Origin of the sequence: Psychrobacter sp. SCQQ22 (assembly GCF_015864605.1) — a bacterium.
Classification (GTDB): Bacteria; Pseudomonadota; Gammaproteobacteria; order Pseudomonadales; family Moraxellaceae; genus Psychrobacter; species Psychrobacter fozii.
The window spans coordinates 1-24,325 of sequence record NZ_JADYWZ010000010.1 but is presented as its reverse complement, the minus strand read 5'-3'; the positions used below and the strand labels follow the sequence as shown (position 1 = coordinate 24,325).

General features: G+C 41.2%; 19 protein-coding genes, 2 tRNA genes, 1 rRNA gene and 2 pseudogenes. 10 read left to right on the top strand and 14 right to left on the bottom strand.

The genetic code is table 11. The features are described from left to right. Positions 1–38: 38 nt before the first annotated feature. The 3 genes from I6E84_RS12380 to I6E84_RS12370 all read right to left on the bottom strand — a co-directional run bounded on the left by I6E84_RS12380 (position 39) and on the right by I6E84_RS12370 (position 3,614). On the bottom strand, positions 39–398 hold the full coding sequence (locus tag I6E84_RS12380; RefSeq protein ID WP_197218276.1) for a hypothetical protein: 360 nt from the start codon (positions 396–398) through the stop codon (positions 39–41). 85 nt (positions 399–483) lie between these two features. Next, the gene (locus I6E84_RS12375; RefSeq protein ID WP_197218274.1) at positions 484–861 is read right to left on the bottom strand and encodes an arsenate reductase; all 378 of its coding nucleotides are present in this window, start codon (positions 859–861) and stop codon (positions 484–486) included. A 2-nt stretch (positions 862–863) separates the two neighbouring features. Further along, positions 864–3,614, bottom strand: coding sequence for a pentapeptide repeat-containing protein (locus tag I6E84_RS12370; RefSeq protein WP_197218272.1), 2,751 nt, complete (start codon positions 3,612–3,614; stop codon positions 864–866). A gap of 173 nt (positions 3,615–3,787) precedes the next feature. Here I6E84_RS12370 and leuS point away from each other — a divergent pair, with 173 nt between their 5' ends. The 3 genes from leuS to holA are packed head-to-tail and all read left to right on the top strand — an operon-like array spanning position 3,788 to position 8,367. Beyond that, positions 3,788–6,475 carry a leucine--tRNA ligase gene (leuS, locus tag I6E84_RS12365; RefSeq protein ID WP_197218270.1) on the top strand — a complete coding sequence of 896 codons (2,688 nt, stop codon included), beginning with the start codon at positions 3,788–3,790 and terminating at the stop codon, positions 6,473–6,475. A 59-nt stretch (positions 6,476–6,534) separates the two neighbouring features. Next, complete coding sequence (gene lptE / locus I6E84_RS12360) at positions 6,535–7,236, top strand: LPS assembly lipoprotein LptE (protein ID WP_227669249.1); 702 nt, start codon at positions 6,535–6,537, stop codon at positions 7,234–7,236. A 60-nt stretch (positions 7,237–7,296) separates the two neighbouring features. Next, entirely contained in the window at positions 7,297–8,367 is a 1,071-nt protein-coding gene (gene holA / locus I6E84_RS12355; RefSeq protein ID WP_197218269.1) for a DNA polymerase III subunit delta, read from the top strand. Between the two features lie 359 nt (positions 8,368–8,726). Here the strand turns inward: holA and I6E84_RS12350 are convergent, their stop codons facing one another. After that, the gene (locus I6E84_RS12350) at positions 8,727–9,665 is read right to left on the bottom strand and encodes a 3-hydroxyacyl-CoA dehydrogenase family protein (RefSeq protein WP_197218268.1); all 939 of its coding nucleotides are present in this window, start codon (positions 9,663–9,665) and stop codon (positions 8,727–8,729) included. Between the two features lie 182 nt (positions 9,666–9,847). Here I6E84_RS12350 and I6E84_RS12345 point away from each other — a divergent pair. The 6 genes and pseudogenes from I6E84_RS12345 to I6E84_RS12320 form a co-directional block, all read left to right on the top strand. Beyond that, positions 9,848–10,024: pseudogene (locus I6E84_RS12345) on the top strand (IS5/IS1182 family transposase); the annotation flags it as partial. A 61-nt stretch (positions 10,025–10,085) separates the two neighbouring features. Continuing rightward, positions 10,086–10,202, top strand: a pseudogene (locus I6E84_RS14295) (DNA polymerase III subunit delta); the annotation flags it as partial. 266 nt (positions 10,203–10,468) lie between these two features. Then, positions 10,469–11,806 carry an efflux RND transporter periplasmic adaptor subunit gene (locus tag I6E84_RS12335; protein WP_197218267.1) on the top strand — a complete coding sequence of 446 codons (1,338 nt, stop codon included), beginning with the start codon at positions 10,469–10,471 and terminating at the stop codon, positions 11,804–11,806. Between the two features lie 198 nt (positions 11,807–12,004). Further along, complete coding sequence (locus I6E84_RS12330; RefSeq protein ID WP_227681517.1) at positions 12,005–13,954, top strand: MacB family efflux pump subunit; 1,950 nt, start codon at positions 12,005–12,007, stop codon at positions 13,952–13,954. A gap of 357 nt (positions 13,955–14,311) precedes the next feature. Next, positions 14,312–14,387 (top strand) — tRNA-Lys (locus tag I6E84_RS12325). Between the two features lie 160 nt (positions 14,388–14,547). Then, positions 14,548–14,623, top strand: a tRNA-Lys gene (locus tag I6E84_RS12320). A gap of 64 nt (positions 14,624–14,687) precedes the next feature. Here I6E84_RS12320 and I6E84_RS12315 read toward each other — a convergent pair. Next, on the bottom strand, positions 14,688–15,476 hold the full coding sequence (locus I6E84_RS12315) for an MBL fold metallo-hydrolase (RefSeq protein ID WP_197218265.1): 789 nt from the start codon (positions 15,474–15,476) through the stop codon (positions 14,688–14,690). Positions 15,477–15,746: 270 nt separating this feature from the next. After that, complete coding sequence (locus I6E84_RS12310) at positions 15,747–17,834, bottom strand: catalase (protein WP_197218263.1); 2,088 nt, start codon at positions 17,832–17,834, stop codon at positions 15,747–15,749. A 430-nt stretch (positions 17,835–18,264) separates the two neighbouring features. Here I6E84_RS12310 and I6E84_RS12305 point away from each other — a divergent pair, with 430 nt between their 5' ends. Continuing rightward, positions 18,265–19,056, top strand: a complete 792-nt coding sequence (locus I6E84_RS12305; protein ID WP_197218261.1) for a dienelactone hydrolase family protein — start codon at positions 18,265–18,267, stop codon at positions 19,054–19,056. Positions 19,057–19,167: 111 nt separating this feature from the next. Here I6E84_RS12305 and I6E84_RS12300 read toward each other — a convergent pair whose 3' ends face one another. The 8 genes from I6E84_RS12300 to I6E84_RS12265 all read right to left on the bottom strand — a co-directional run bounded on the left by I6E84_RS12300 (position 19,168) and on the right by I6E84_RS12265 (position 24,174). Beyond that, positions 19,168–19,815, bottom strand: coding sequence for a DUF938 domain-containing protein (locus I6E84_RS12300; RefSeq protein WP_197218259.1), 648 nt, complete (start codon positions 19,813–19,815; stop codon positions 19,168–19,170). 78 nt (positions 19,816–19,893) lie between these two features. Next, entirely contained in the window at positions 19,894–20,358 is a 465-nt protein-coding gene (locus I6E84_RS12295) for a flavodoxin family protein (protein ID WP_197218258.1), read from the bottom strand. A 1-nt stretch (position 20,359) separates the two neighbouring features. After that, positions 20,360–20,773, bottom strand: a complete 414-nt coding sequence (locus tag I6E84_RS12290) for an OsmC family protein (protein WP_197218257.1) — start codon at positions 20,771–20,773, stop codon at positions 20,360–20,362. Between the two features lie 30 nt (positions 20,774–20,803). Further along, a complete protein-coding gene (locus I6E84_RS12285; protein WP_197218256.1) occupies positions 20,804–21,340 on the bottom strand; it encodes a hypothetical protein in 537 nt (178 codons plus the stop codon). Between the two features lie 38 nt (positions 21,341–21,378). Then, positions 21,379–22,254 carry a toll/interleukin-1 receptor domain-containing protein gene (locus tag I6E84_RS12280; protein WP_197218255.1) on the bottom strand — a complete coding sequence of 292 codons (876 nt, stop codon included), beginning with the start codon at positions 22,252–22,254 and terminating at the stop codon, positions 21,379–21,381. A 210-nt stretch (positions 22,255–22,464) separates the two neighbouring features. Beyond that, positions 22,465–22,579 (bottom strand): 5S ribosomal RNA (gene rrf / locus I6E84_RS12275). 82 nt (positions 22,580–22,661) lie between these two features. Next, positions 22,662–23,117, bottom strand: a complete 456-nt coding sequence (locus I6E84_RS12270) for a type II toxin-antitoxin system RatA family toxin (RefSeq protein WP_197218254.1) — start codon at positions 23,115–23,117, stop codon at positions 22,662–22,664. A gap of 649 nt (positions 23,118–23,766) precedes the next feature. Beyond that, complete coding sequence (locus tag I6E84_RS12265; protein ID WP_227681502.1) at positions 23,767–24,174, bottom strand: hypothetical protein; 408 nt, start codon at positions 24,172–24,174, stop codon at positions 23,767–23,769. Positions 24,175–24,325 lie beyond the last annotated feature (151 nt).

Sequence of the window (24,325 nt, the reverse complement as noted above, 5' to 3'; positions counted from 1 at the left end):
TTTAACTAGCTATCAATGCTCATTTAAACGAAAGAAGTTTAATAAGCACAGAACTCAACAGAACTATGGCTACTATTGCCATAAACCTTCATATAATGATTGCCTTTAGTCTCAGTAATGTAAGACGTTTCATTGTCATAGCGGTCACCATCCAAACGACCACTTGGCCCTGAGACATAAGCCATATTGATGCGGTCATCACCGACGTTACGAATCACTAGATTCTGATCTGACGCAAGCCATAGACGAAACACTTTTCCGTTTTTAATATTACCTGTAAAGCTACCACAATAGCTGTCTTTTGCGAAGGTAACCTTAGTAGAGGTTTCCGCCGCTTGCACACTTGTGACCATTAAAGGCGCTACTGCAAGGGTGGCCATTAGTAATAAATTTTTCATGATTTTATCCTTGAACATTATAAACGAGCAAACTTAATTCCATTAATGAAATCATAGTTTATAACGTATCAAAGTGACAGCTTTTTTATGAAAAAGTTGTATCGAATACAGCCTCATCAAAACCGCAAAGCAATATTGGCTGACCTTGGTTTTTCTCGTTGATCTGACTTTCTACAATCGGACGCTTAATCATACTGGTATTTTCTACTATCAGGTCAATCGCGTTATCTATATTGGCATCAGCTGATTGCTTTTGCTCGTCAGTCAACTTGCGCCATGTGGTACCACGCTTGTTCAGTACTTTATCAATACCTAGCCCATCTACCCAACGCTGTACTGTTTCTTTGTCGATGCCTTGTTTTTTATAGTCATGGAAATCGTAACTTATATTCAATTCATCCAACTTGGTAAATGCTTTTTTCATGGTGCTACAAGATTTGATACCGTAAATGGTAATGGTCATTATTATTCCTTTACTTCTTCTTTTGATGGATATAAATTTTCTAAAATAGTACCCTTTAGATTCGCACCTGTGAAAATAGCTTTTTCATGGTTAGTTCCTTCAAGATTAGCACCTTCAAGGTCAGCGTTAGTAAAGTTTGTCCCATTAAGATTAGCATTTTTGAGATTAGCTTCTATAAAGTTAGACCCTCTAAAGTTAGCTGCTTCTAAGTCAGCATTTTTGAGATTAGCATTTTGAAAAGATGCACTTTCAGCTTTAACTTCTGTTAGGTTTGCACGCTCAAAGCTTGCATTCTTAAAATTTGCTACAAAAAAGTCAGAAAATAACAAAATAGCATTATTAAACACTGACGACTCAAAATCACCACCAATAAATATTGAGGACATTTCTATATTTGAAAAACATAAGTGATTTAACTTAGGCATAACCCTATAATCTAATAAATTTAACCATTTAGCAAAAATTTCTTTGTTTTCGAATTTGGTTTTTTCAATTACTTCATTAGTACTCTTAGCACATGATGAATGAATTTTAAGTAGTGCTGTTTCAGCGTTACGGATGTATATCAAATCTTCAGAGAAAGTGGCTAAATTTAGCTTTTTAACAGGCGACTGACCATTCACTGCCATTTGTATCAATTCAATCATTAGCTTCTGATACCGCTTTATTATTAGTAAACCATCCTCTCTTTCAGCTAGTACTTTCATTTCCCCTTCTAAGAAGTTGCTTAAATATCCATCTATTGGTTGTTGACCACAAAGCCTGATCCACTTTTCAAAAGCATCTTCTAACGTCCACCCAGAACCTGGACGCTTTCGACCTCGCTCAACCTCTTCTAACATTATTTCTAGTTCAAGCATGATTCGCCTTGCTGTCAAATACTCACCAAAGCTTTTATGAGTAAACTCAAAGCTTTTATTCCCTTGACTACCATCAAACTCCCTAAAGTAAAATGCCATTAGCAGCCTAACAACTCCTGACTCTGCATCCCCTTTAAACTTTTCAAAGTAACTACCAAGTCCTGCTTCTTTACAGCGTTCCATAATCTTATCGATACTAGCTGTTCGTCCACTTTCATGCCAAACAACCAGTGCGATTTCCTCAAGAATTCTTATAAAGGTTTCTTTTTCAATATTATTAATTCCTGTATGGGTACGACTATCTGTATATTTACGTTCATGTACTGAATCTAGTAGATCTGCATATATTTGATTGAGATTGGTATCTGCTGTGAACGTTATATCTTGTCTTAGATAACTCAGTGATAAAAGATAGTTGAGCAAAGGCTCTTTTGTTATGGGTTCTAAATGCTCTGTTGCTAGTATTTGAGGCAATCCGTTAAAGCTTTTACCTTGTAAACTACCAAATTTATACCACCATTCATCACGTTGATCCTCTAATAATAAGTTGTTTACATCGTAAAAATCGTCTCTATCACTTTCATTTATAAAATATGGAAGTAAATGCAAAATAGTTTTCTGCTTCTTCAACTTAGTTTTCTGCTGCTGTATAGATAATTCACGACCTGTGACAATTGCTTTCCAGTTCAAACTTCTTTTTTCTCTCAATACTTCTTTCAGTTCTTCTGTGAAATTATTTGCCACTTCTTTTGAATTAGATCCTTGCATTGATAGCTCATCCAAGCCGTCAAATATGAGAAGTAATTTTGATTCACCTAATAAATTATCTCGAGTCAAAATACTGTGATTATCAAGAAACTTCTTAATGGCTTCAGGCAAATAATCACTTATTTTAAAACGATGTAGAGGTATAAATAATACAGGCATACCAGACTTCTCAGCCAACTCTGAGGCTAGAATTTTAGCAAAGGACGACTTACCTGAACCAGGTCCCCCACTAATGACTTTCAGGTTGTCATCTGTATCATTTTGGTCGATCCAACTATTAATTTCTTCATGTAGATTGCAAACTGTTTTGACAATATTTTCATTACGATTAGATCTAAAGACATTGCTACTTCCAGCTTCTATCACATCATCATTAAGTGTCTTATCACTACTATCCTCTTCTGTTTGTATATAATAAGCTCTTAGGGGCACGTATATTTGCTTAAGCCCAAACGCTTCTTCAAAGACACGCTCACTAACTTGTTGTTGTAGCCAATAGCGATATTCGGACGCCTGTCTTTGAAGTCTATTCACCGTATTAAACGGTGTATCCAGCTTTTCAACAATTAGAGCATAGTAAGCTGGATTCGTACCCCACTCATGGTGTAACGACATTGGAAATTGTGATTTAAACTGGTAAATAAAGGAACTGGCTTGACTATCATTCAGCCCAAGTTGTTGTAGCCATTCATTTAGGAGGGGCGATAGATCATTTAAAAAAGATAATTGATGCGGATTGTTAAAAAACTCATTCGTTAATGTAATCTCTATTTCATTAACTTGGTTAGTAAGTTGTTCACTAACTGTATTCAGTTGAGACTCTTCAATATTATTGTCAAATAAGTCATTAAAATCTTCTAATACCTTAGCGATAGCATGCGTTAAAGAAGTCACAACAAGCAGCCAAGCTCTCTGCTCTACTGGCACATCCTCCAATGATATTGATTTAGAAGTACTGGATAAGCCTCTAACTATACTCGTTAACGCTCCAATAGGATTAGCAGTAGCAACCTGAATGGCAGTACCTGCCACAGTAGAAGACGCTTGGATAAAGAACTCTTTTAAATCAAACTTAACATTACGATTGAGCATGCTGACAGGTTGCTTAAGAATAATTTCACTCATGTTATATCTACTGTATTAGGTGATTAATAGAACATCTGTCTATAAAAACTAAGCACCTATCTTCAACTATAACAACGTCACAATCAATCGCAATTTTCGCCAAATTACGCTATGCTATGGCATTGTCGAATTCCACCTATTTTTTATCTGTATTAACCAATTTCGAGCCCACTATGAGTAATACTGTGACATCTGACCAAGCAGAAAACAATTATTATAACCCACAAGCTATCGAAGCTGCGCAACAAGCCAAATGGGCAACTGACAAGCGCTATGAAGTAGGTAATGAGCCTAGCGACAAGCCAAGTCGTTATATGCTGTCTATGTTCCCTTACCCAAGTGGCAAGCTGCATATGGGCCATGTGCGTAACTATACCATCTCGGACGTACTGAGCCGTTACTACCGCCTCAAAGGCTATGAAGTCATGCAGCCAATGGGTTGGGATGGTTTTGGCCTGCCAGCAGAAAACGCTGCTATTGCCAATCAAACACCACCTGCCAAATGGACGTTTGCCAATATTGACAACATGCGTGCACAGCTTAAATTACTAGGCTTATCTATTGACTGGTCACGTGAATTTGCCACTTGTAGCCCTGAGTATTATCAGTGGGAACAGTGGTTATTTTTGCAGTTATACAAAAAAGGCTTAGTCTACAAAAAGCTAGCAACAGTCAACTGGGATCCGATTGACAATACTGTCTTGGCCAATGAGCAAGTCATCGATGGCAAAGGTTGGCGTAGTGGCGCTGCAGTCGAAAAGCGCGACATCCCAATGTACTACTTTAATATCACTGATTATGCCGATGAGCTATTGGATGATTTGGATGATTTGGAAGGTCATTGGCCATCTGAAGTATTGACCATGCAGCGCAACTGGATTGGTCGTAGTGCTGGTATGGAAGTGCATTTCCCATATGAGTTGGCTGGTGAAACCAACACTTTAGACGTGTTCACTACCCGCCCTGATACCTTGATGGGTGTGACTTATGTTGCTGTTGCCGCTGAGCATCCACTCGCACAGTATGCATCTGAGAGTAATAAAGCCATTGCAGATTTTTGTGCCCTATGCAAAAAAGGCTCAGTCGCTGAAGCAGATTTGGCCAAAGCTGAAAAAATCGGCATGGACACAGGTCTAACCGTAACGCATCCATTGACGGGTGAAGAAGTGCCTGTTTGGGTGGCCAACTATGTCCTAATGAGCTACGGTTCAGGCGCGGTCATGGCAGTACCGGCACATGATGAGCGCGATTATGAGTTTGCGACCAAATACAGTCTGCCTATTAAGCAAGTCATCGATGTACCTGCTGGTTATTTTGATGAAGCAGAAGCAGATGCCAAAGCGAATGATACTAAAATCAATCTTGCCTATACTGAGCGCAATACCTTAGTCAATTCAGGCGAATTTGATGGTCTAGATTTTGAGCAAGCGTTCGAAGCAATGCTTGCCAAGCTTGAGCCACAAGAATTGGCCAAGAAAAAAATTCAGTATCGCTTACGTGATTGGGGTGTATCGCGTCAACGCTATTGGGGCTGCCCTATCCCAATGATCAATTGCGAACATTGCGGTACGATACCTGTCGAAGAGCAAGATTTGCCAGTCATTCTACCGACTGATGTCGTCCCTGATGGACGCGGTAACCCACTCAAAAACATTCCAGAATTTGTAAATACCACCTGCCCTAAATGTGGTAACCCTGCTGAGCGTGAAACCGACACCTTTGACACCTTTGTTGAGTCAAGCTGGTACTATGCGCGTTTTGCTAGCCCGAATGATGCACAAAGCATGGTCAACAAATCTGCTGCAAACAAATGGCTACCTGTCGACCAATATATCGGCGGTGTTGAGCACGCGGTTATGCATTTACTTTACGCACGCTTCTTCCATAAGCTTATGCGTGACGAAAACCTAGTCTCAGGAAACGAACCGTTTGCCAACTTGATGACCCAAGGTATGGTACTTGCAGGTACTTTCTATCGTGTCAACGCTGATGGCAGTACCACTTATTACTTTACCGAAGATGTTGATATCGATTATGACGAGCGTGGTCAGCCAATCAAAGCCATCTTAAAGACCGATGGACAGCCAGTGACCATTGGCAAAATTGAAAAAATGTCTAAGTCAAAAAACAATGGTGTCGATCCACAAATCACCATCGACAAATATGGTGCTGATACGGTTCGCCTGTACACGCTATTTACTGCGCCGGCTGATCAAACGCTAGAATGGTCAGACGATGCGCTAAAAGGCCCTTATAATTTCGTCAAAAAAGTCTGGCGTTTGGCGACAGAACACACGCAAGCGCTTAGTGCAGCGAACTTAGATCTTGCGACGCTGAATAGTGAAGCATTGAATACTGATGACTTGAGCAAAGCAGCCAAAAATCTACGTCGCAAAACTCATGAAACCATTGCCAAAATTGATAATGATTTGGGTGATCGTTTGGCATTGAACACACCAGTATCAAGCCTCATGGAGCTTGCCAATGAGCTTACGAGCTTTAAGGCGGCTAATGAGCAAGACCTAAAAGTACAGCATGAGGCTGTGACTGACTTGCTTATCATGTTATCAGTGTATGCACCGCACGTTGGTGAGCACTTACTTGAGCAGTTAGGCTTAGACACAGTCACGCTAAACTACCCAGCCGTGGATGAAGCTGCACTGGTGCAGGATATGATCACGATGGTCGTACAGGTCAATGGTAAAATGCGCGGTAAGATGGATGTGGCGCCGAATAGCGATCCAGAGCAACTAAAAGCACAAGCTCGAACCATGGAAAGCGTGGCAAAATTCATCACTGGCGAAATCAAAAAAGAAATCGTCGTCCCGAATAAACTCGTGAATATCGTGGTTGTAGGTTAGATATTTTAGGCTTAGTAGATACTCTATCTAAGCCTTCTTATCATTTGAGGATAGCGATTATGTCGTATAAGCAGCAAGCCCTATCAAGTAGCAAAAGCCCTATTGCAAAAAAGTCCGGCGGACAAAAGCTAGTAACTGCATTACTTACTGCACTGCCGATGTTTACAGTGCTCGGTGCAACGGCTGCGCTTAGTGGTTGCGGCTTTCAGCTACGTGGTTATGATGCGCCGATGCTCCTCGATGTTGCCAAAACAGCGGTCATTATCGAAGACAATCGCACCGCTTTCCCGCTTAAGCTACCATTAACGCGACGTCTAGAAACATTAGGTGTCGATGTTATTAGTAACATGACAGCCGCAGACGTTGCGCTTAATAATAAACAAGCCAGTGCTGATCCTGTTTCTGTTATCAGCGTCAATAACCTGCGCTTTAGACAGTATGAATTAGTCGGTGTATTAACAGAGATTCGCTTGATCATATCAGCAGATGTTAGCTATCAAACCACTGAAAATGGTAAGCCCGTTACACTGAGCAATCCTATTCAAATCGAGCGTAGCTATCAGTACAATGACGCCTCGGTGAGTACGGATGATCAGCAAGGCGATCAAATTCGCGAATGGCTCTATGACAGTTTGGCACGCCGTATCACTGATCAGTATGTTGCTATCTCTCTGCCTAAAGTACCGTCCACTGGCACTAAAACACCAGTGAAAATCGGTAACGGCTCAGCATCGACAGCCGTGGTCGTACCAACGCCTTAACGTCTCATTACGATACGCTCCATACTTATTTCCATCAACCTGTGTATAACCCATCTATTTATGCAAGATACCTTTATACAAGCCTATCCAAAACTACTACAACCCTCCGTTGCAGTAGCGGGCTTGTGGCTGGCGCACGGTGATGAGCCATTGCTGAGTCAATGGCTTATCGATGCGATGCGTCCACATTGGCGCGCGCAAAACTACGCCATCAAGCGCATAGAACTAATATCAGTTAAAAGCTGGCAAGAAGTACTGTCGGAGCTGGGTAGCCAATCATTGTTTGATGATGCCAGTGCCTTAATCGTGACTGGCAATCATAAGCCCGATAAAACTGTCATTGCTGAGCTCGAACGCTTTGCGATTGAAGCACAAGCAGGTACACACGGTCATAGTGTATTATGGCTTACGCCTAAGCAAGACAAACGTAGCCAAAGCAGCAAGTGGTTTGCCCCTTTTGCGCAATATGGTAATGTCATTGACTGTAATTTATACAACGAGCAGCAGCGCCAGCAGCTCTTGCAGATCCAGGCTCAAAAGTTTGGGTTACGGCTGTCTCAAGAAGCATGGCAACTGCTCATGTCACATACTGAGCATCATCTATTAAGTGCTTATCAAACCTTGTGGCGACTGTCTTATCTGTTTGCGCCGCAGTTAATGGCTCCTCATGAAGATACCGAAACCGCTGGCGATTTTGCACAGCCTACAAATACTGTGGCACTCGATATCACAGATTTACAAGCAGCATTGGTCAGTGACGCTCAATTTAGCGTGTTTGATTTGTCAGATGCGATGCTGGCAGGTAATAGCGCACAAGTGGCAAAAATCATCTTTCAACTCAAAGCGACTGATGAGCCGACGACCTTAGTATTATGGGCAATTAGCAAAGACATGCGTCAGATTATACAACTGATGGATGGACAAGATCCGCAAGCACTTGGCATTTGGCGCAGCAAACAGGGGTTATATCAACAAGCCTGCCGTCGCCAATCAAAAACGCAAACGGCTGAATGGCCTGCACTCTTATACCGCTGTGACCAAGCAATCAAAGGACTGGTTCGTCAGCCAGCATGGGAGTTACTATTGCAAGCTGCGCTAGAGCTAGCAGGAAAGCGTCTGTTTACCGTTTGATTGGTTGGAAAAATTCAATAACTTAGTGTTTGATATTCGATCATGGCACTGGCAGATATTACTTTTTAGACAGCTCGACTTTGAAAATAGTAAGTTTAGTCATTCTAAGCGTCTATGCTTGTCTCATACCGAACGCCAGAGCTTGATACCACTGACACATTAATTATTCAAAAGAGTATTTCCATCTATTTTGAATAATTAATGTGATAGGCGCTTTAACTACTGTGACCCAAAACGTCAATTACATCAGCTAAAACTATGGGTCACGCAGGAACTGAACTGGTTATCTAGGGCGTGTCCTCAATCTGAACGAAATCGCCTCAATGGGCTAAAAATGAGGACAGCTCCTACTTTAATTTTTATATTCCTGCCTTCAAATCATTTTTGAGGAAATAAATCAGTGTCTTTTCCCGTTCTTCATTCATTTTCGCCGACACATCTGGTTCCCACGAATAAAATCCCTCTCCTGTTTTATCTCCCAGCTTATTTTCATTCGCAAGTTGAGACAGCACTTTACCTGAACGTTGATCTGTCGACAAATCTTCGAATAAATAATTGGAAATAGACGAGCAGACATCTAGCCCACCCATATCCGCAGACATCAGTGGCCCTGTCACAGGCAGCCGGCGGCCTATGCTGTAGGTCACAGCAGCATCGATATCTTCTTTTGAAGCAGCTCCAGCATCTAATAATGCCTGTGCTTCCCGAAACAGTGCATACTGCAAACGATTCCCAATAAACCCTGGGATTTCTTTATTAAGTACTATTGCCTTTTTGTTCATCAACGTTAAAACATCCATTGCTCGCTGGACTGTAACTGCATCTGTATGCTCGCCTTTTACCACCTCCACCAAAGGAATGAGATGAGCTGGGTTCCAGAAATGGGTTACAACAAAACGTGCAGGATGCAGCATATCCGCCGCTAATATACTCGGTGTAAATCCTGAGGTATTACTGGCAATCACTACATCGTCTTCAACTAACGCTTCCAACCTGCTATATAGCTCTTTTTTTAAATCTAAAACCTCAGGGATAACTTCAATAATAAAAGTTGCCTCCGACACTGCTTCTTCTAGGGAAGTAGTAAATTGGATACGTTGTCTAATTTCGTTCATTTGTTCGGATGTAAACAGCTCGTTTTCAGTCATTACCTTGAGCTTATTGTTCAAGCCTTTAACAGCGTTTTCAAGATCATATTCATCGATGCCGTATATGTTTACGGTTTGGTTGGCCCATGCTGCTGATAAAGCAATTGAATGCCCCATCGTCCCAGCACCAAGAATTGTAATATTTTCCATTTTCTATATTCCTTTATATCTGGATTGTATGACGCAGACTACCCAACAAACCTTTAGGGCGTGTTGAACATTGGTCATAATGTGATGATAAAAATAGCAAATCGTTAATCTTTAAGTTCTTACACCAAAAGACCTCGTTTCCTATGCCTTGCATAATACTCAAAGATGAACACTGAACCAGACTGAAACTTATATTACTGGAACTTAATGTTTATAACAAAGGGAATGTGAGACAAACGGTTGGAGGCATCTTTATCATATGCGCGTTGGCTGTCCTTGGCGTGATCTACCGATTACTTCAACAGACCCTAATCACAGATTCAGACCTTGAGCGGGTATTTATAAATGGTACTTATATTAATGAAGTTTGTGCCATGGACGGATAAGAAGGCCGTAGTATCTGATCCAAAAGTATCTACGGCGCTCCTATACCGTTGTGACCAAGCAATCAAAGGACTGGTTCGTCAGCCAGCATGGGAGTTATTATTACAAGCTGCGCTAGAGCTAGCAGGAAAGCGTCTGTTTACTGCGCGATAAATATCTATCACTATCGCCATTCCTGTCTTGCAGCAAATGCGACGCTTTAGACAGTGACACCTATCACCATCTCTAGCACAGCTTCTACCCTTTCTATCATTCTCAGACTCACCCGTTTTTACTATTCATCACTCAACTTCTATTATTTCTCTATTCCCACCACGTTCAAAAACACCTTAACCTTTCTTAAACTAATTGCCATTCCCTTTTAGGGATGAAGCATCTACTATAACCATACTTGAGTTTACTGTCATTGGATTGTTGTTATGCGCAAAATAAGCAAAAAATCTGCTATCAAATGGGGCGTCATTGTCCTGATTATTGCAGCATTGGCGGCGTTGGCTTATGCCACGTTGAAACCAGAAGAAGAAAAACCTAACTTCCTGACAGCGGCTGTTGAAGTGGGTGATATTGAACAAAATGTCATGGCATCTGGTAAAGTCAAAGCCTTAAATACCGTTGATGTCGGTGCACAGGTCTCTGGTGAAGTAAAAAAACTCTATGTGGAAGTGGGTGATGAAGTAAAACAAGGCGATCTAATCGCTCAAATTGACCAAGTCACGCAAAAGAATACGCTGAGTAACCAACAAGCCACGCTTAAGCAAAGTGAAGCCGCACTTCAAAGTGCACAAGCAGAAGCGCTAAGTAAGCAAGCTAGCCTAAAAAGTGCTTATGCCGACCTTGCTAGCCGTCAGTCTGAGCTCAAACAAGCAAAGTCTGACTTTGCCCGCTTGCAGTCTTTGGTTGCCATCGATGCAATCTCTCAGCAGGAGTATGATACGCAAGCGACTACTGTTGAGACAGCCGAAGCAGCGGTTGCCAATGCGAGTGCTGCCATTGATACAGCAAAAGCAGCCATCGCTACTACAACCGCTAATATTAATAGTCAACAGGCGGCCATACGCATATCTGAGACGAATGTAGGCACAGCAGAGGAAGATCTCAGCTATACCACTATTCGTGCGCCCATATCCGGTACGGTAGTCTCTATCACGACTGAGCAAGGCACGACCGTCAACGCCAGTCAAACTGCGCCAACATTGGTCACACTCGCTGACTTATCTACAGTTCGTATCAACGCACAAATCTCCGAAGCTGATGTTATCAATGTCAATGCTGGTATGTCCGCCTACTTTAATATCATCGGTAATCCAGACAAGCAGTATGATGCGACATTGACAGCTATTGAACCGGCACCCGAGGAAATTAGCGAGACCAGTTCAACCGATGCTGCAATCTACTATGTAGGCTATGTAGAAGTGCCAAACCCTGAGCGATTATTTCGTATTGATATGACCGCCCAGATTTATATCATCATCGATCAAGCCAAAGACGCGTTGCTTGTGCCATCAGCAGCCATACAAGAAAGACCCGCGAAAGACCAAACTGAAGGTGAAGCAAAAACCAGCAAGATTGTACGCGTACTAAATGATGACGGCACAGTAGAACCTCGCACAGTAGAAGTGGGCATTGATAACCGAGTAAATGCGCAAATCTTAAGCGGATTGGAAGAAGGTGAGAAAGTCATTATTGGTGAAGCTAGTGCCAATGCTTCAGAGAAGCGTGGTAGTGGTACTCGTATACCTGGTACTCCAAGGATGTAATTAATTCTTTGACTATGTTAACGATGAAAGGGCTTGAGCAACTTGGTCCTTTCATCACGACACTCACTATCTTTGATTAAAGACATTGCTATGACTATATCTCAATCTACTAAACAGCCGACTGACAGCAGTAGCGCTTCGATAGAAAATGACTCACCGAATAATATCAATACTGCAGCTACCGCTGACAAGCCAATTATGGAGCTGTCGGGTATTATTCGAGAGTTTGCTGCCGGCGAGCAAACCATTCGCGTATTGCACGAGGTTAATTTAACGATTAATCAAGGTGAAATGGTCGCGATTATCGGGCAATCTGGCTCTGGTAAGTCTACACTAATGAATATCTTGGGTTGCTTAGATCAGGCGACAGCAGGTGACTATAAGATTTATGGCCAATCAGCAAACAAGCTAGAGGCAGATGAATTGGCTGAGTTACGCCGAGAGCATTTTGGCTTTATCTTTCAGCGCTACCACCTGCTTGGTGACATTAGCGCTAAAGATAACGTTGCCGTCCCTGCCGTATATGCTGGTATGAACACTGAGGCACGAATCAATCGCGCAGAAAAGCTCTTGACCGATCTAGGTCTTGGTGAAAAGGTAAATAATCGTCCTAGCCAGCTCTCAGGCGGCCAACAGCAGCGTGTTTCTGTTGCTCGCGCTCTGATGAATGGTGGCGATGTCATCTTAGCTGATGAGCCAACTGGCGCACTAGATAGCAAATCTGGCGAAGATGTGATGGCGATCTTACATGACCTAAATGATCAAGGTCATACCATCATCATGGTTACCCATGATCCCAAGCTTGCTGCCCAAGCCGAACGGGTTATTGAACTAAAAGACGGCTACGTTATAGCAGATTATAAAACGGAGCACTACAAACCAACCGAAAAACAGCCAGAACCTATTCTTAGTCAACACCGAAAAAGTGCGTTTGCTAGCTTTATCGATCGCTTTTTTGAAGCATTAAAGATGTCATTACTTGCCATGCGTGCACACAAGATGCGCACCCTGCTGACCATGTTAGGTATTATCATCGGTATCGCTGCGGTTGTCTCTATCGTTGGTCTTGGTCAAGGCTCTCAGCAGCAAATTCTCTCAAATATCAGCTCGCTAGGAACCAATACCATCACCGTCAATGATGGATACCCTAGAGGCGACCCGCGACGTAAATATAATGACGACAACCTCACACCAGAAGATGCAGATGCGATCAGCAGTCAACCGTATGTTACCAATGTGAGCCCTCAAGTCAATGCCAGCTCTAGTGTACGCTATCGCAGCGTGCAGGAAGACTCGACCATTAATGGTGTTGGTGAGTATTATCTAGAAGTTACTGGTGAGACGCTAGCACTTGGTCAAGGTTTCGATTCGCAAAGTATTAAGCTGCGCAGTCAAGATATCATTCTCGATGACAATGCTAAGAATGCATTTTTTGCAGACATTGATAATCCTATTGGTGAAGTGATACTCATCGGCAGTGTACCTGGACGCGTGATTGGCGTACTCGAAGAAAATGATAGCGGTTTTGGTCCAGATATTTCGACACCCACTATATATATGCCCTATACCACGGTGATGTCACGTATCACCGGCAGTGCAAATATTGATAGCTTTGTGGCTTTATTAGATGACAGTATCTCATCCAGTGCAGCTGAGTCAGCTATCTCTGACATCATAGAGGGTCGCCATGGCAAAGATGATTTTGAGCTTCGCAACTCAGACTCTATCCGTCAGACCATTGAATCGACGACAGGCACGATGACACTGCTTATCTCATCCGTTGCTGTTATCTCATTAATAGTTGGTGGTATTGGCGTGATGAATATCATGCTGGTGTCTGTCACTGAGCGTACCAATGAGATTGGTGTACGAATGGCTGTTGGCGCACGGCAAAGCGATATCATGCAGCAGTTTTTAATAGAAGCCGTACTGGTCTGTATTTTAGGTGGTCTGCTAGGCATTGGACTCGCGTTCGCTATCGGTGAGCTCATTAATAATTTTGCTGGTGATAGCTTTAAAGTTATTTACTCATCCACCTCTATTATTGCGGCATTTATATGTTCAACACTGATTGGTGTCGTATTTGGCTTCTTACCAGCACGCAATGCAGCCAAACTTGACCCTGTTGACGCTCTATCTAGAGACTAATCGTTAATAATTAACGCACTAAATCAGAATATTTAGAGCCTAAAATGGCTCTAATGGCAAAATTCTGAAAAAATATGACTTTTTTCCTAATATTTGCACTTTCTTTGTCATTTAGGGTTGTAATTGTCATAATTATATATATAATGTGCTCTCACGTTTAGGGATACAAAATCTTTAAACGTTGAAACAAACTTAATGTGCTTATTAAAATTAAGTTTGATTAACAAAGTTTTTATTTAAAGAACTTTGACTTGCAGTTAAATGCAAACCTAGTGTTGATATCGAGTTTTTAGAATTTACGAAAATGTAAATCCTCTTGCACTCGGATGAAGTAATACTTCATTTTATCCTCGCTCAGGGCCGATAGCTCAGTTGGTAGAGCAGTTGACTTTTAATCAATTGGTCCCGCGTTCGAGTCGCGGTCGGCCCACCATATTTAGTATTACGCTTGTTGTGTACCTTATCCTATCAGGTAGCGGCATAATAAGTCACAAAGTTTAAGAAGGTTTCTTTTAGAAAACTTCACCGAATTTACGAAACTGTAAATTCACTTGTAGAGTTAAAAAAGCAGTGCTTTTTTTATACACTCTTCAGGGCCGATAGCTCAGTTGGTAGAGCAGTTGACTTTTAATCAATTGGTCCCGCGTTCGAGTCGCGGTCGGCCCACCATATTTAGAGAGCCCAGTTACTATATCGCATAGTAACTGGGCTTTTTTTCGTTTAAATTTCTATTTCACTTTTTATGTTTTTTCTTAAAGACAGTAAAGTCGCTATTTTTCCGCCACAGCAGTTTATGCTTGATCGTGTCTTTAATCGTACGTGGATGCTTGGGTGCTTGCGTAATCAACATATCAAAAGTAGCCTCATCTATCTCCAGCTCACACCCATGTGCCATCATGACCACAGAAGGTTTTAACGCTTTTATTTTTTGGAGTGATTGAATATAGACTTTAGGATCATAGATAGGAAATGGTGCGACAAACTTGTGACGCAGCTTAATAATCAAATCAGCGGTATATACCTGTCGACTGGGCATGTGAAATAAAGACAAATCACGGTCTGTATGACCTGGGGTCTCTAACACCTGCCATTCATCAAACCCAGGCACGCAGTCGCCTTCACCAACGGTGATATCGGCCTTGAGATGCGCTGGATAATATAGATTTTTTGGAGAGCGACCTTGACGTCTCGCCACATAGTGCGCCAGATTCATATCGACAAGATGCATAGTACGCCCAGCGATACGGCTATACCACTGTGTATCTTTGTCCGCTGAGACAATCAGGCAACCCGTCTGCTCTCGGAATTTGTGTGCGCCACCTGCATGATCTGGATGCATATGAGTGACGACGACAACTTTTAGATCAGTTATTGGTCGCTGCAACGTTGTTTTGATATACTCTAATACCATCGGCACATCAGGGCGACACGCCCCATCTAACAGCATAATCTTATCTGGATACACCGCCAAATACGTACTTTGAATATATCCTTCTAAACGCACAATTTCACATAAACTCATTTGCATTCCCTGCTACATGATTGGTCACTTTTATAGTATCCCTACTATAGGGGACGCTTTTAACGCACCTTAATAGAATTTAGTATAACCCTCGCCATGTAGATTGTAATGACTTTGAGTGAACGCTTGTGACTATAAACCATTCTTCTTCATAAAAACAAAAACTCAGCACATAGGCTGAGTTTGAGATAAAACATGGAATAGTCAAAATTATAGTAAGTACGGTCTATATTTAGACTCACCCTTACTCAATTCGTTTTAATAAGTTAACTAAGCCAAATCACGAACCTTTGGCTCACGCTCCCACAGACGAGACTTAGCATTTTCAATGAAGCTATCTAATTCGGCAAGTGGCGTGACAAAGCTGTCTTTTTCAACTGGCAGTTTACTTAGGATAAATTCATCGGTCGCTCCGCAATACGCAATCGCTTTGCAATGATTATACGCATCATTGAACCAGTCTAATGCTGAGATGTCTTTAGCGAGCTTCTTCGCTTGGTCAGGCATGATGATACTCACGACAGCATCAAACATCACTGAGGGCCCGCCAGCAAGACGCTCATCTGCTTGTATCCGTGTACCATCGTGTAATACCACTTCTTTATTGGGCGCGACGATTTTTACGCTAGCACCCTGCTCCGTCGCTGCTGCTTCAAACTTCCTGATTTCGCTACTGTTAGACCCTTCTGCTACCAATATACCGATCATACGACCCTTTAGGCTGTCAGGTGTCAGACCGATGGTTTGTACGGCTTTAGACGTTGCCATATCTTGGACAGGTGCAGCAGCATCTGCAGGCTCTGGCAATTCCATACCGAGCGCGGTTGCCACACGATTGGCCAAGTCTTCATCGATATGAATCAGATGACTGAGCGTACGGGCACGCACATGAGCGGTATCAACTTTACCCAGCTCAAAGGCATACGCAGTTGCAATATGTGCTTGCTCAGTTGGCGTCTGACTGCGATAGAACATACGCGGCTGACTGTAATGATCGGCGAAGCTCTCTGCACGTACGCGACCTTTTACCCCATCATCCAACTGCTCATGGAATGACTCAAAACCACGCTTGGCGCTTTCACGAGGTCTCGTTGGATCTAAACTTTGTGGCTCATACAGTGTGCGGGTTTTAGGCACTTGCATCTGCATATGACCATCTTGCTGATTGTTCGCAAACGGACATTTAGGCGCATTGATTGGAATCTGCGCAAAGTTAGGAGAGCCTAAACGAGATAGCTGTGTGTCTAGATAACTGAATAGACGACCTTGTAATAATGGATCGTTACTGAAGTCGATACCCGGTGGTAGATGCGATGGGCAAAATGCAACTTGCTCCGTTTCCGCAAAGAAATTATCTGGATAACGATTGAGCACCATTTTACCGACGACTTTCACTGGTACCATTTCTTCTGGAATCAGTTTGGTCGCATCTAAATGATCAAATGGGAACTCATTGGCTTCTTCTTCGGTAAATAACTGAACACCAAACTCCCATTCAGGATAATCGCCATTGTTAATTGATTCAAACAAATCACGACGATGATAATCAGGATCGGCACCCGATATTTTCACTGCTTCATCCCATGTGGTTGACTGCACACCCAATACTGGCTTCCAATGGAAACGTACAAAGGTGCTCTTGCCCGCTTCATTGATGAGACGATAACTATGAATACCAAAGCCTTCCATCATCCGTAAGCTACGTGGCAAACCGCGATCACTCATTAGCCAAATCAAATTGTGCATGGTTTCAGGACTCAATGATACAAAATCCCAAAAGGTATCATGCGCAGATGCTGCTTGCGGGAAGCCGCGATCAGGCTCTGGTTTTACCGCATGAATCAAATCTGGAAACTTCATCGCATCTTGGATAAAGAAAATCGGCATGTTGTTACCGACGATATCCCAGTTGCCTTCTTCGGTATAAATTTTCACGGCAAAACCACGGACATCTCGTGGCGTATCTTTTGAGCCCTTGTTACCAGCAACGGTAGAAAAACGCGTAAATAAAGGCGTTTGCTTACCCGTCTCGGTCAAAATTTTCGCCGTGGTATATTCTTCTAGTGATTCTGTCAGCTCAAAATAACCGTGTGCAGCACTACCGCGCGCATGGACGATACGCTCAGGAATACGCTCATGGTCAAAATGATGAATCTTTTCACGCAGTACAAAATCCTCTAGCAATGTAGGGCCACGACTGCCAGATTTTAGAGAGTTTTGATTATCAGAGATGGCAACGCCTTGTTGCGTCGTCAAAACTTTAGTGTCATCACCAGCACGCTGATGGGTTTCGCCCCCATTGCCACGTTCGGTATTCATATCTTTAGCGGGGTCGGTATGATCAATATTATTTTTCATTATGCATCCTAGCTAGTAATTAAAAGTAGGCTCTATGCTGAGCTGTATATAATATTAGCCAAAAGATATGACTAATTCATGGCACTCCTTGTTGATATTTGGTTAAAGTTTGCAGCCGTGATAAAACAGCCTTTTTAGCATATTTAAAGAGAGCGTCAACACTGATAATAGATTCTTGTAATGTAGTGATTCTTTAAGGTATGCTTTTATGAAGCACTAAAAACGGTTGATAAATGCATTGGCATGGTTTTAGGCTATGTCCTCATTTCAAAATATTTATCTTTTTTATATCGTTGGATTCAAATAATTCCGATACAAGGAAACCGAGCGCAAGTTATACATTAGTATGGTTAGCGAGGATGACGATGTAGCGGGTTTGTATGGATTTGACGATGCGACTATTTTTTATATGACTATAAGGCGACCTACCATGTTACCAACTTTAAATCCCTCATCCAAAAAACCTTATCACTCATTGCTAATGGGTGCATCAGTCGGTCTAATGGCACTGACTTTCAGCCAAACTGCCGCCGCCATTACGACTAAAAATGTTACTTACACGGTGGATGATCAAGCATACGAAGGCTATTACGCCAAAGCGGATAAGCCCAATGCACCTTTTATTTTGCTCATTCACGATTGGGATGGTCTGACCGATTATGAGCGTAAACGTGCTGATATGTTGGCAACTGAAGGCTACAACGTGCTAGCAGCAGACATGTTTGGTCAAGGCGTTCGCCCTACTTCTATTGAAGAAAACAAAAGTTTAACGGGGGAGCTATATGATGACCGTAATAAAATGCGTCGCATATTGGCAGGGGCATTAACGGCAGGACAACTACAAGGTAACGATGTGCGTAAAGGCACGACTATGGGGTATTGTTTTGGCGGTACAGTCGCGCTAGAACTGGCACGTTCAGGGTTTGAACAAAAAGCCTTTGTACCCTTCCATGGAGCTTTTGAGGTTCCAACCGGTCAGAGTTATGATAAGACCACAGGCGAGATACTGGTGTTCCATGGCTCAGCGGATGAGGTGGTGTCTCTTGAAAGCTTTGCGACACTGGGTAAAACATTAGAAGCGGCTAAGATACCACACGAAATGGTCACCTATAGCGGCGCACCACACGCCTTTAGTGTGTTTGATAGCAATAACTATGATGAGCGTGCGGATGAACGCTCTTGGAAGCGTTACTTAGACTTCTTGGCAGAAGAATATAAATAGTCTAACAGCGTAAAAAATAAGAAAGCCCAAATAAAAAGCCACTTCAATCGATCATCTTCTGATCTTAATTGAGGTGGCTTTTTTATTATAAAATTTTTGCTAAAGCTTTAACTATTTAGCTTTTTGAAATACCAATAATTGATTGTTGGCAGGCATCGCATAAGTAGTGACAAGTTGCAGATGATGTTCACTGGCTAAACTGACAACCTCTTCTTTATGACGAATCCCGCTGTCAGAATTACCTGCCCTCAACATCGCATCAAATCGCTGATTGCCCTCATTGGTATAGTCACCATCTTCATTAAATGGGCCATACACAATCAGCTTATTATCCTTTTGCAAAGTATCTCCTGCCAATGCAAATAAATTTTTGACCAAATTCCAACCAATAATATGTAAGGTATTGGCCGTAAACATCACATCATAAGGTGTATTTAATTGGCCGTTAATAGGTCTTAAGTTAATGGTTAAATCAAAAGTCAGAGGTGGATATAGATTTGGCGCAGGATAAGCATCATGCCAAGCTACTATGTGACGATGATTACTAGTGACATCGCTGGTTTGCCATTTTAAATGTGCTAAATGAGGCGCAAAATACACACTATGCTGACCAGTTCCAGAACCAATCTCCAATACATGATTAGAGCCTTGTAGCTCTGTTTGCAGTACTTCTAAAATAGGCTGTTTATTATTCTCACACGCTTGGGAAAATGGCAACGCAGAAACATCCATTTTATTATTCAAATCATCATTGTTCATTACGGCTCTCTCCAAACTGTCTATGGTATTTTTGGCAGTAGTTGCATATATCAACAAGCATTGCCAAACAACTCACTATCAGTAAATACCTGCCTCGACCCCAGCTGCCAATGTCATGGCTAGCTCTTCTACTTGCGCAGCAAAGCTGTCTTGCCAATCACCTTGTAGTATCAACGCCTCTTGACTCCACGACCAGCGCAGTCCCGTCGTAATGGTCTGTATGGCAAGTTTAGTACCTGTCCCATCATGTCCTGCTCGAATATATACCGCAAATGGCATACCTTGCTTCTTCTCTAACACTGGATAGTAGCAACGATCAAAGAAGTCTTTGGTCAGCCCTGCCATATACGCTAGATTTTCAGTCGTGCCCAACAGTAATGCATCAGCAGCTAATATATCTTCAGGCTGCGTGTCCTGCGGTGATTTCAAAATCACAGTGATATCTATATCAGGATGATTGGCACCGTCATAAGCTGCCTGTGCCAATTTCTGAGTATTGGGCGATGGTACATGAGCGACGATGAGTAAGGTCTTATTAGCCATGTTAGGCGTCTTTGCCATTATTAAACACTAAGTTTTGAGTAATGGCAGGATCTAAGCTATTGCCTACTGGACACGTCAACGCAGTTTTATAAAATCGTTTTAAGGTGCTCTCATCCAATGCCTTTGAGAAATTGACTATAACGTGTATTTCACTCACACGCCTTGGTTTGGCAGCCATGACTTTGGTGACTTCTGCAGTCGTACCTGAGATATCGATGTCCATCGCTTCGGCTTTAATACCGATAATCGTTAAGATACAACTGCCCAAACTGGTCGCTAGCAAATCAGTCGGAGAAAACGCCTCACCTTTACCATGATTGTCCGTAGGGGCATCAGTGATGATTTGATTGTTAGACTGTAAATGGATGGCTTGAGTACGTAAATTGCCTTGATAGGTTACTTTTGAGGTGGTCATAGTAGTCCCTTCTGTAATTCTATTTAATATTTATAATGTATTTGCACCTTTTAATGCCCACACAATTACACCATCTCTCTCTAGCTTGAGTTGACGACCTAACTCAAAATTAGGACACATAAAAAGCACAAATTTTAATTTGGCTTCAGTCTCTAACACTTTATTTATATCTTTTTTTAACTTTTGATTACTTGTTGGAGCCACTGCAGCAAAAACCTCAGCAGCCAGTTCACCACATTCAGATTCTATGTCAGAGCCTGGAGCAGTTCCAAGATTAAGCCGAAATGGAGCAAACTTTGGATATTCAGTAAAAAGAACTTCCAGCGCATAAAATGACGCTAGGTAAGTAAAAGACTGGTTAATCTGCTCAATTATATTAAGTTCGCATTTAGAATTTAAAGGATCAAAACCTACACCACCAAATTTCATCTTCGAAAAAAGTGCTTGTGAAGTGTGTGTATTAATCTCATTGTTAATCTGCAATAGAGTTTTATCCATTGATTCAAACAATTTTCGCTCATATTGTTTGAGCTCTTCGATATCATTTACTGTGAACGATTTAAGCATGCATTTCCTTCGAATTAGAAAAACTTACTAATAATGTTTTATTCAATATCGATCACATGTTCTGGCAAGAATATTACTTCGTCGTCTATGGAGAGACTTCCTTTTTCGTCTGAGGTCATGGGAAAACTGCTTAGTACTCCAGTATAGTATGGACCATTACGTCCAGTAACCATGACCCACATTCTTTCACAGAAGAAACCATCATTTTCTGGATCACTAGGATCTTCATCAATCTTGATGTTAAACATTAATTTGACAAAATTACCTTCATTCAAAACTTGCCGATCGTTTTCATTTGGCATATAGAATGTATTAGGAGTGCGATGATGTTGAGCCAAACCACTTAAAAGTTCATACTCATCTAAATCTATTGTTGGTAGCCGAAGAGATTTAAACTCTTTTTCTAGCTCTTTCCAGTTTGGTTTTTCTCCAATTTCTGGAACTACGTGCACTGATTCTCCGTATATGTTCCTTAGTAGTAGTTCAATAGAGTCATCTATAGCATCTTCATTTCTCATGTCTATTGCGAAAATACCTGAGAAATGAGGTGGTATAGCACAAGCTAAACCAGGTTCAAATTCTCCTCCCCGCACGACTGGGATAAATTTTTCTCTAGAAACACCAGCTGCAATATGTCCTGAAATAATTTGTTGCTCATAACCAACTCCACCTTGACGGTTAAGTGATTTTTTATAGTAGTTAGGAGTACAGATGATTATGACATAATCGCATTCGACGATTTCTTTCTCCATGAACTGAGTAAGACTTTGCCCAGGTTTTACATGCCATTGATCTAGCTTAACATCTACTCCATTTAATCTAAGACGAGTAGCAATTTCGCGAACCCATGTTTTATGTACTTCTGAATCCCAGGAATAAGAAATTATAGCACTAGGTATCTCACTCTTATTCAATAGTATATTCCTCGAAATTTAAAATTTATTATTAATATTGTAGGTAAATAATATAACAATAAAAGTCGCATCATGCACTTTTTCGAACCTGTAAATAATGTAATAGCAAAATAGTATTAAATATATAGATTTAGTTAAAAACTTAAAAATCACAGCGCAAAGAAAACCCCCTTACACTTTCGCGTAAGGGGGTTTAGCTTTTGAATAGAGAGCTGACGATGACCTACTCTCACATGGACGAATCCACATTACCATTGGCGCAACGATGTTTCACTTCTGAGTTCGGGAAGGGATCAGGTGATGCCATCGCGCTATTGTCATCAGCAAAGAAGGTCAGATATGATTTTATTATTTGACTATAAATATTACTTTTCGGCTAAAACGATAACTAGTGCGCATTGAACAACTTATGGCACATTATTCCGTTCACAATATTTTTTCAAATTATTCAACCGAACCTTCATTTCCCATCCAAAAACAAAAGCACTAATAGGACCAAATAGTTTGTTAAATATTTTACCTTTTAATTCATAATTATACGTAAAAATAACCAAAGACCCTCCGATACCAGTGCTCTTTACATTCCAAGCACCACTAAATTTTTTAAGAATTCTTGGACCTTTTATCATTTTTACTGCTGCCACATCTGGACTTTTGTAAGATATATACTTAGAAATCATAACCATCCCCAATTTATTTTTACAATATGACTCTTCGCCAATATCAGCATTCTGTGAGTTGCCTAAAAGTCTAGCTTCATCCAAATAAGGGTCCCACTCTAATCTTACGTGATAGTCTTGAGTAATTTCAAACACATAAATCTGACTTGAACTAATTTTAATAGAGCGTTTTATTGTTTTCATTTCTTAAGAAAATACCGTAGTAAGTAGGTAAGTAACCCCTAATAAAACAGAGGTTTAAAATGTATAGCAGAAAGAAAAATGATTTTTTAGCTAAATCTTACTGAAATATAGGTCCAATAACCTAACAGCAGTATGAACAGGCCCCAAGACAACGAAAAGCATATATAGTATGACTCGCTATCAAGTGCAGCATAATAGTAAATGGCCAGCCCAGTACTTACTAACAGAGAGACTGAATATACGATGAGTAAAGTAAACAGAGCCGTATTTTCAAATTTGGATAAAGTTGGGCTATTTTCTGCACAAATATGAAAGAGGAAACCAAGTGAAAAAGCCCCACCAATCGTAATATGCAAAAATGATATTAGAACCAGTGACCAAATTGACATGAATTATCCTTTATCAGCGTAACGCTTTCCTACCAGATCTATAGTCAAAGAACTCTAAAATGGGTACAAGGCAGCCGACTGCAGAATGTACAAGTAGTACATCTAAGGATGGGTAACGCCGTAGCGGTTTAGTAGTTCACCGACTATATATAAGCAGTGTGTTGTAAATCTCGTTAAAGACAAGCACTATCATCGTTTTACGCCTTGTCTGAAACCATTTTAGCGATCAGCAGTGCCCATTTATGAGTACTCAATACGCCTTAGTTATTAAATCTACTTTTAATAGCAGGTTTATCATTATTGATACTTTCTAGCGTCTCAAATCCTTTCTTAGTACCAAAGTATAGAGCGTCTGTTTTTTCCTCTCTATAAAAACGCATTTCATCGCCTTTATTATCAGTCAACGTAAATTCATTAAACACTTTTTCCCAGTGTGCTTTCTTTTCAGATTCGTTATGATCAGCTTTAAATGTTGGCTTTAAAATATAAGAAATATCTTTACCTTCTTCAGTGGTTATCAAAGGCAATAACTCTTTGTGCGTTGTTAAATATAGACATATTTTCTCAATATCATCTAGGGTTTCTCTTCTATCAGTCAGTTTGATAATTAACATCGGTTTATATCCTAATTTGCTTTCTAGCTTGGTTTTGTTGATTGTTTTACTCATCTACTTTAAACCGATATGACAGATAATACTACACTGCATTTTTACTATACTACAGTCCCCAAACTATAGGCAAAAGAAAACCCCCTCTGACATAAGTCAAAGGGGGTTTATCTTTAGAATAGAGAGCTGACGATGACCTACTCTCACATGG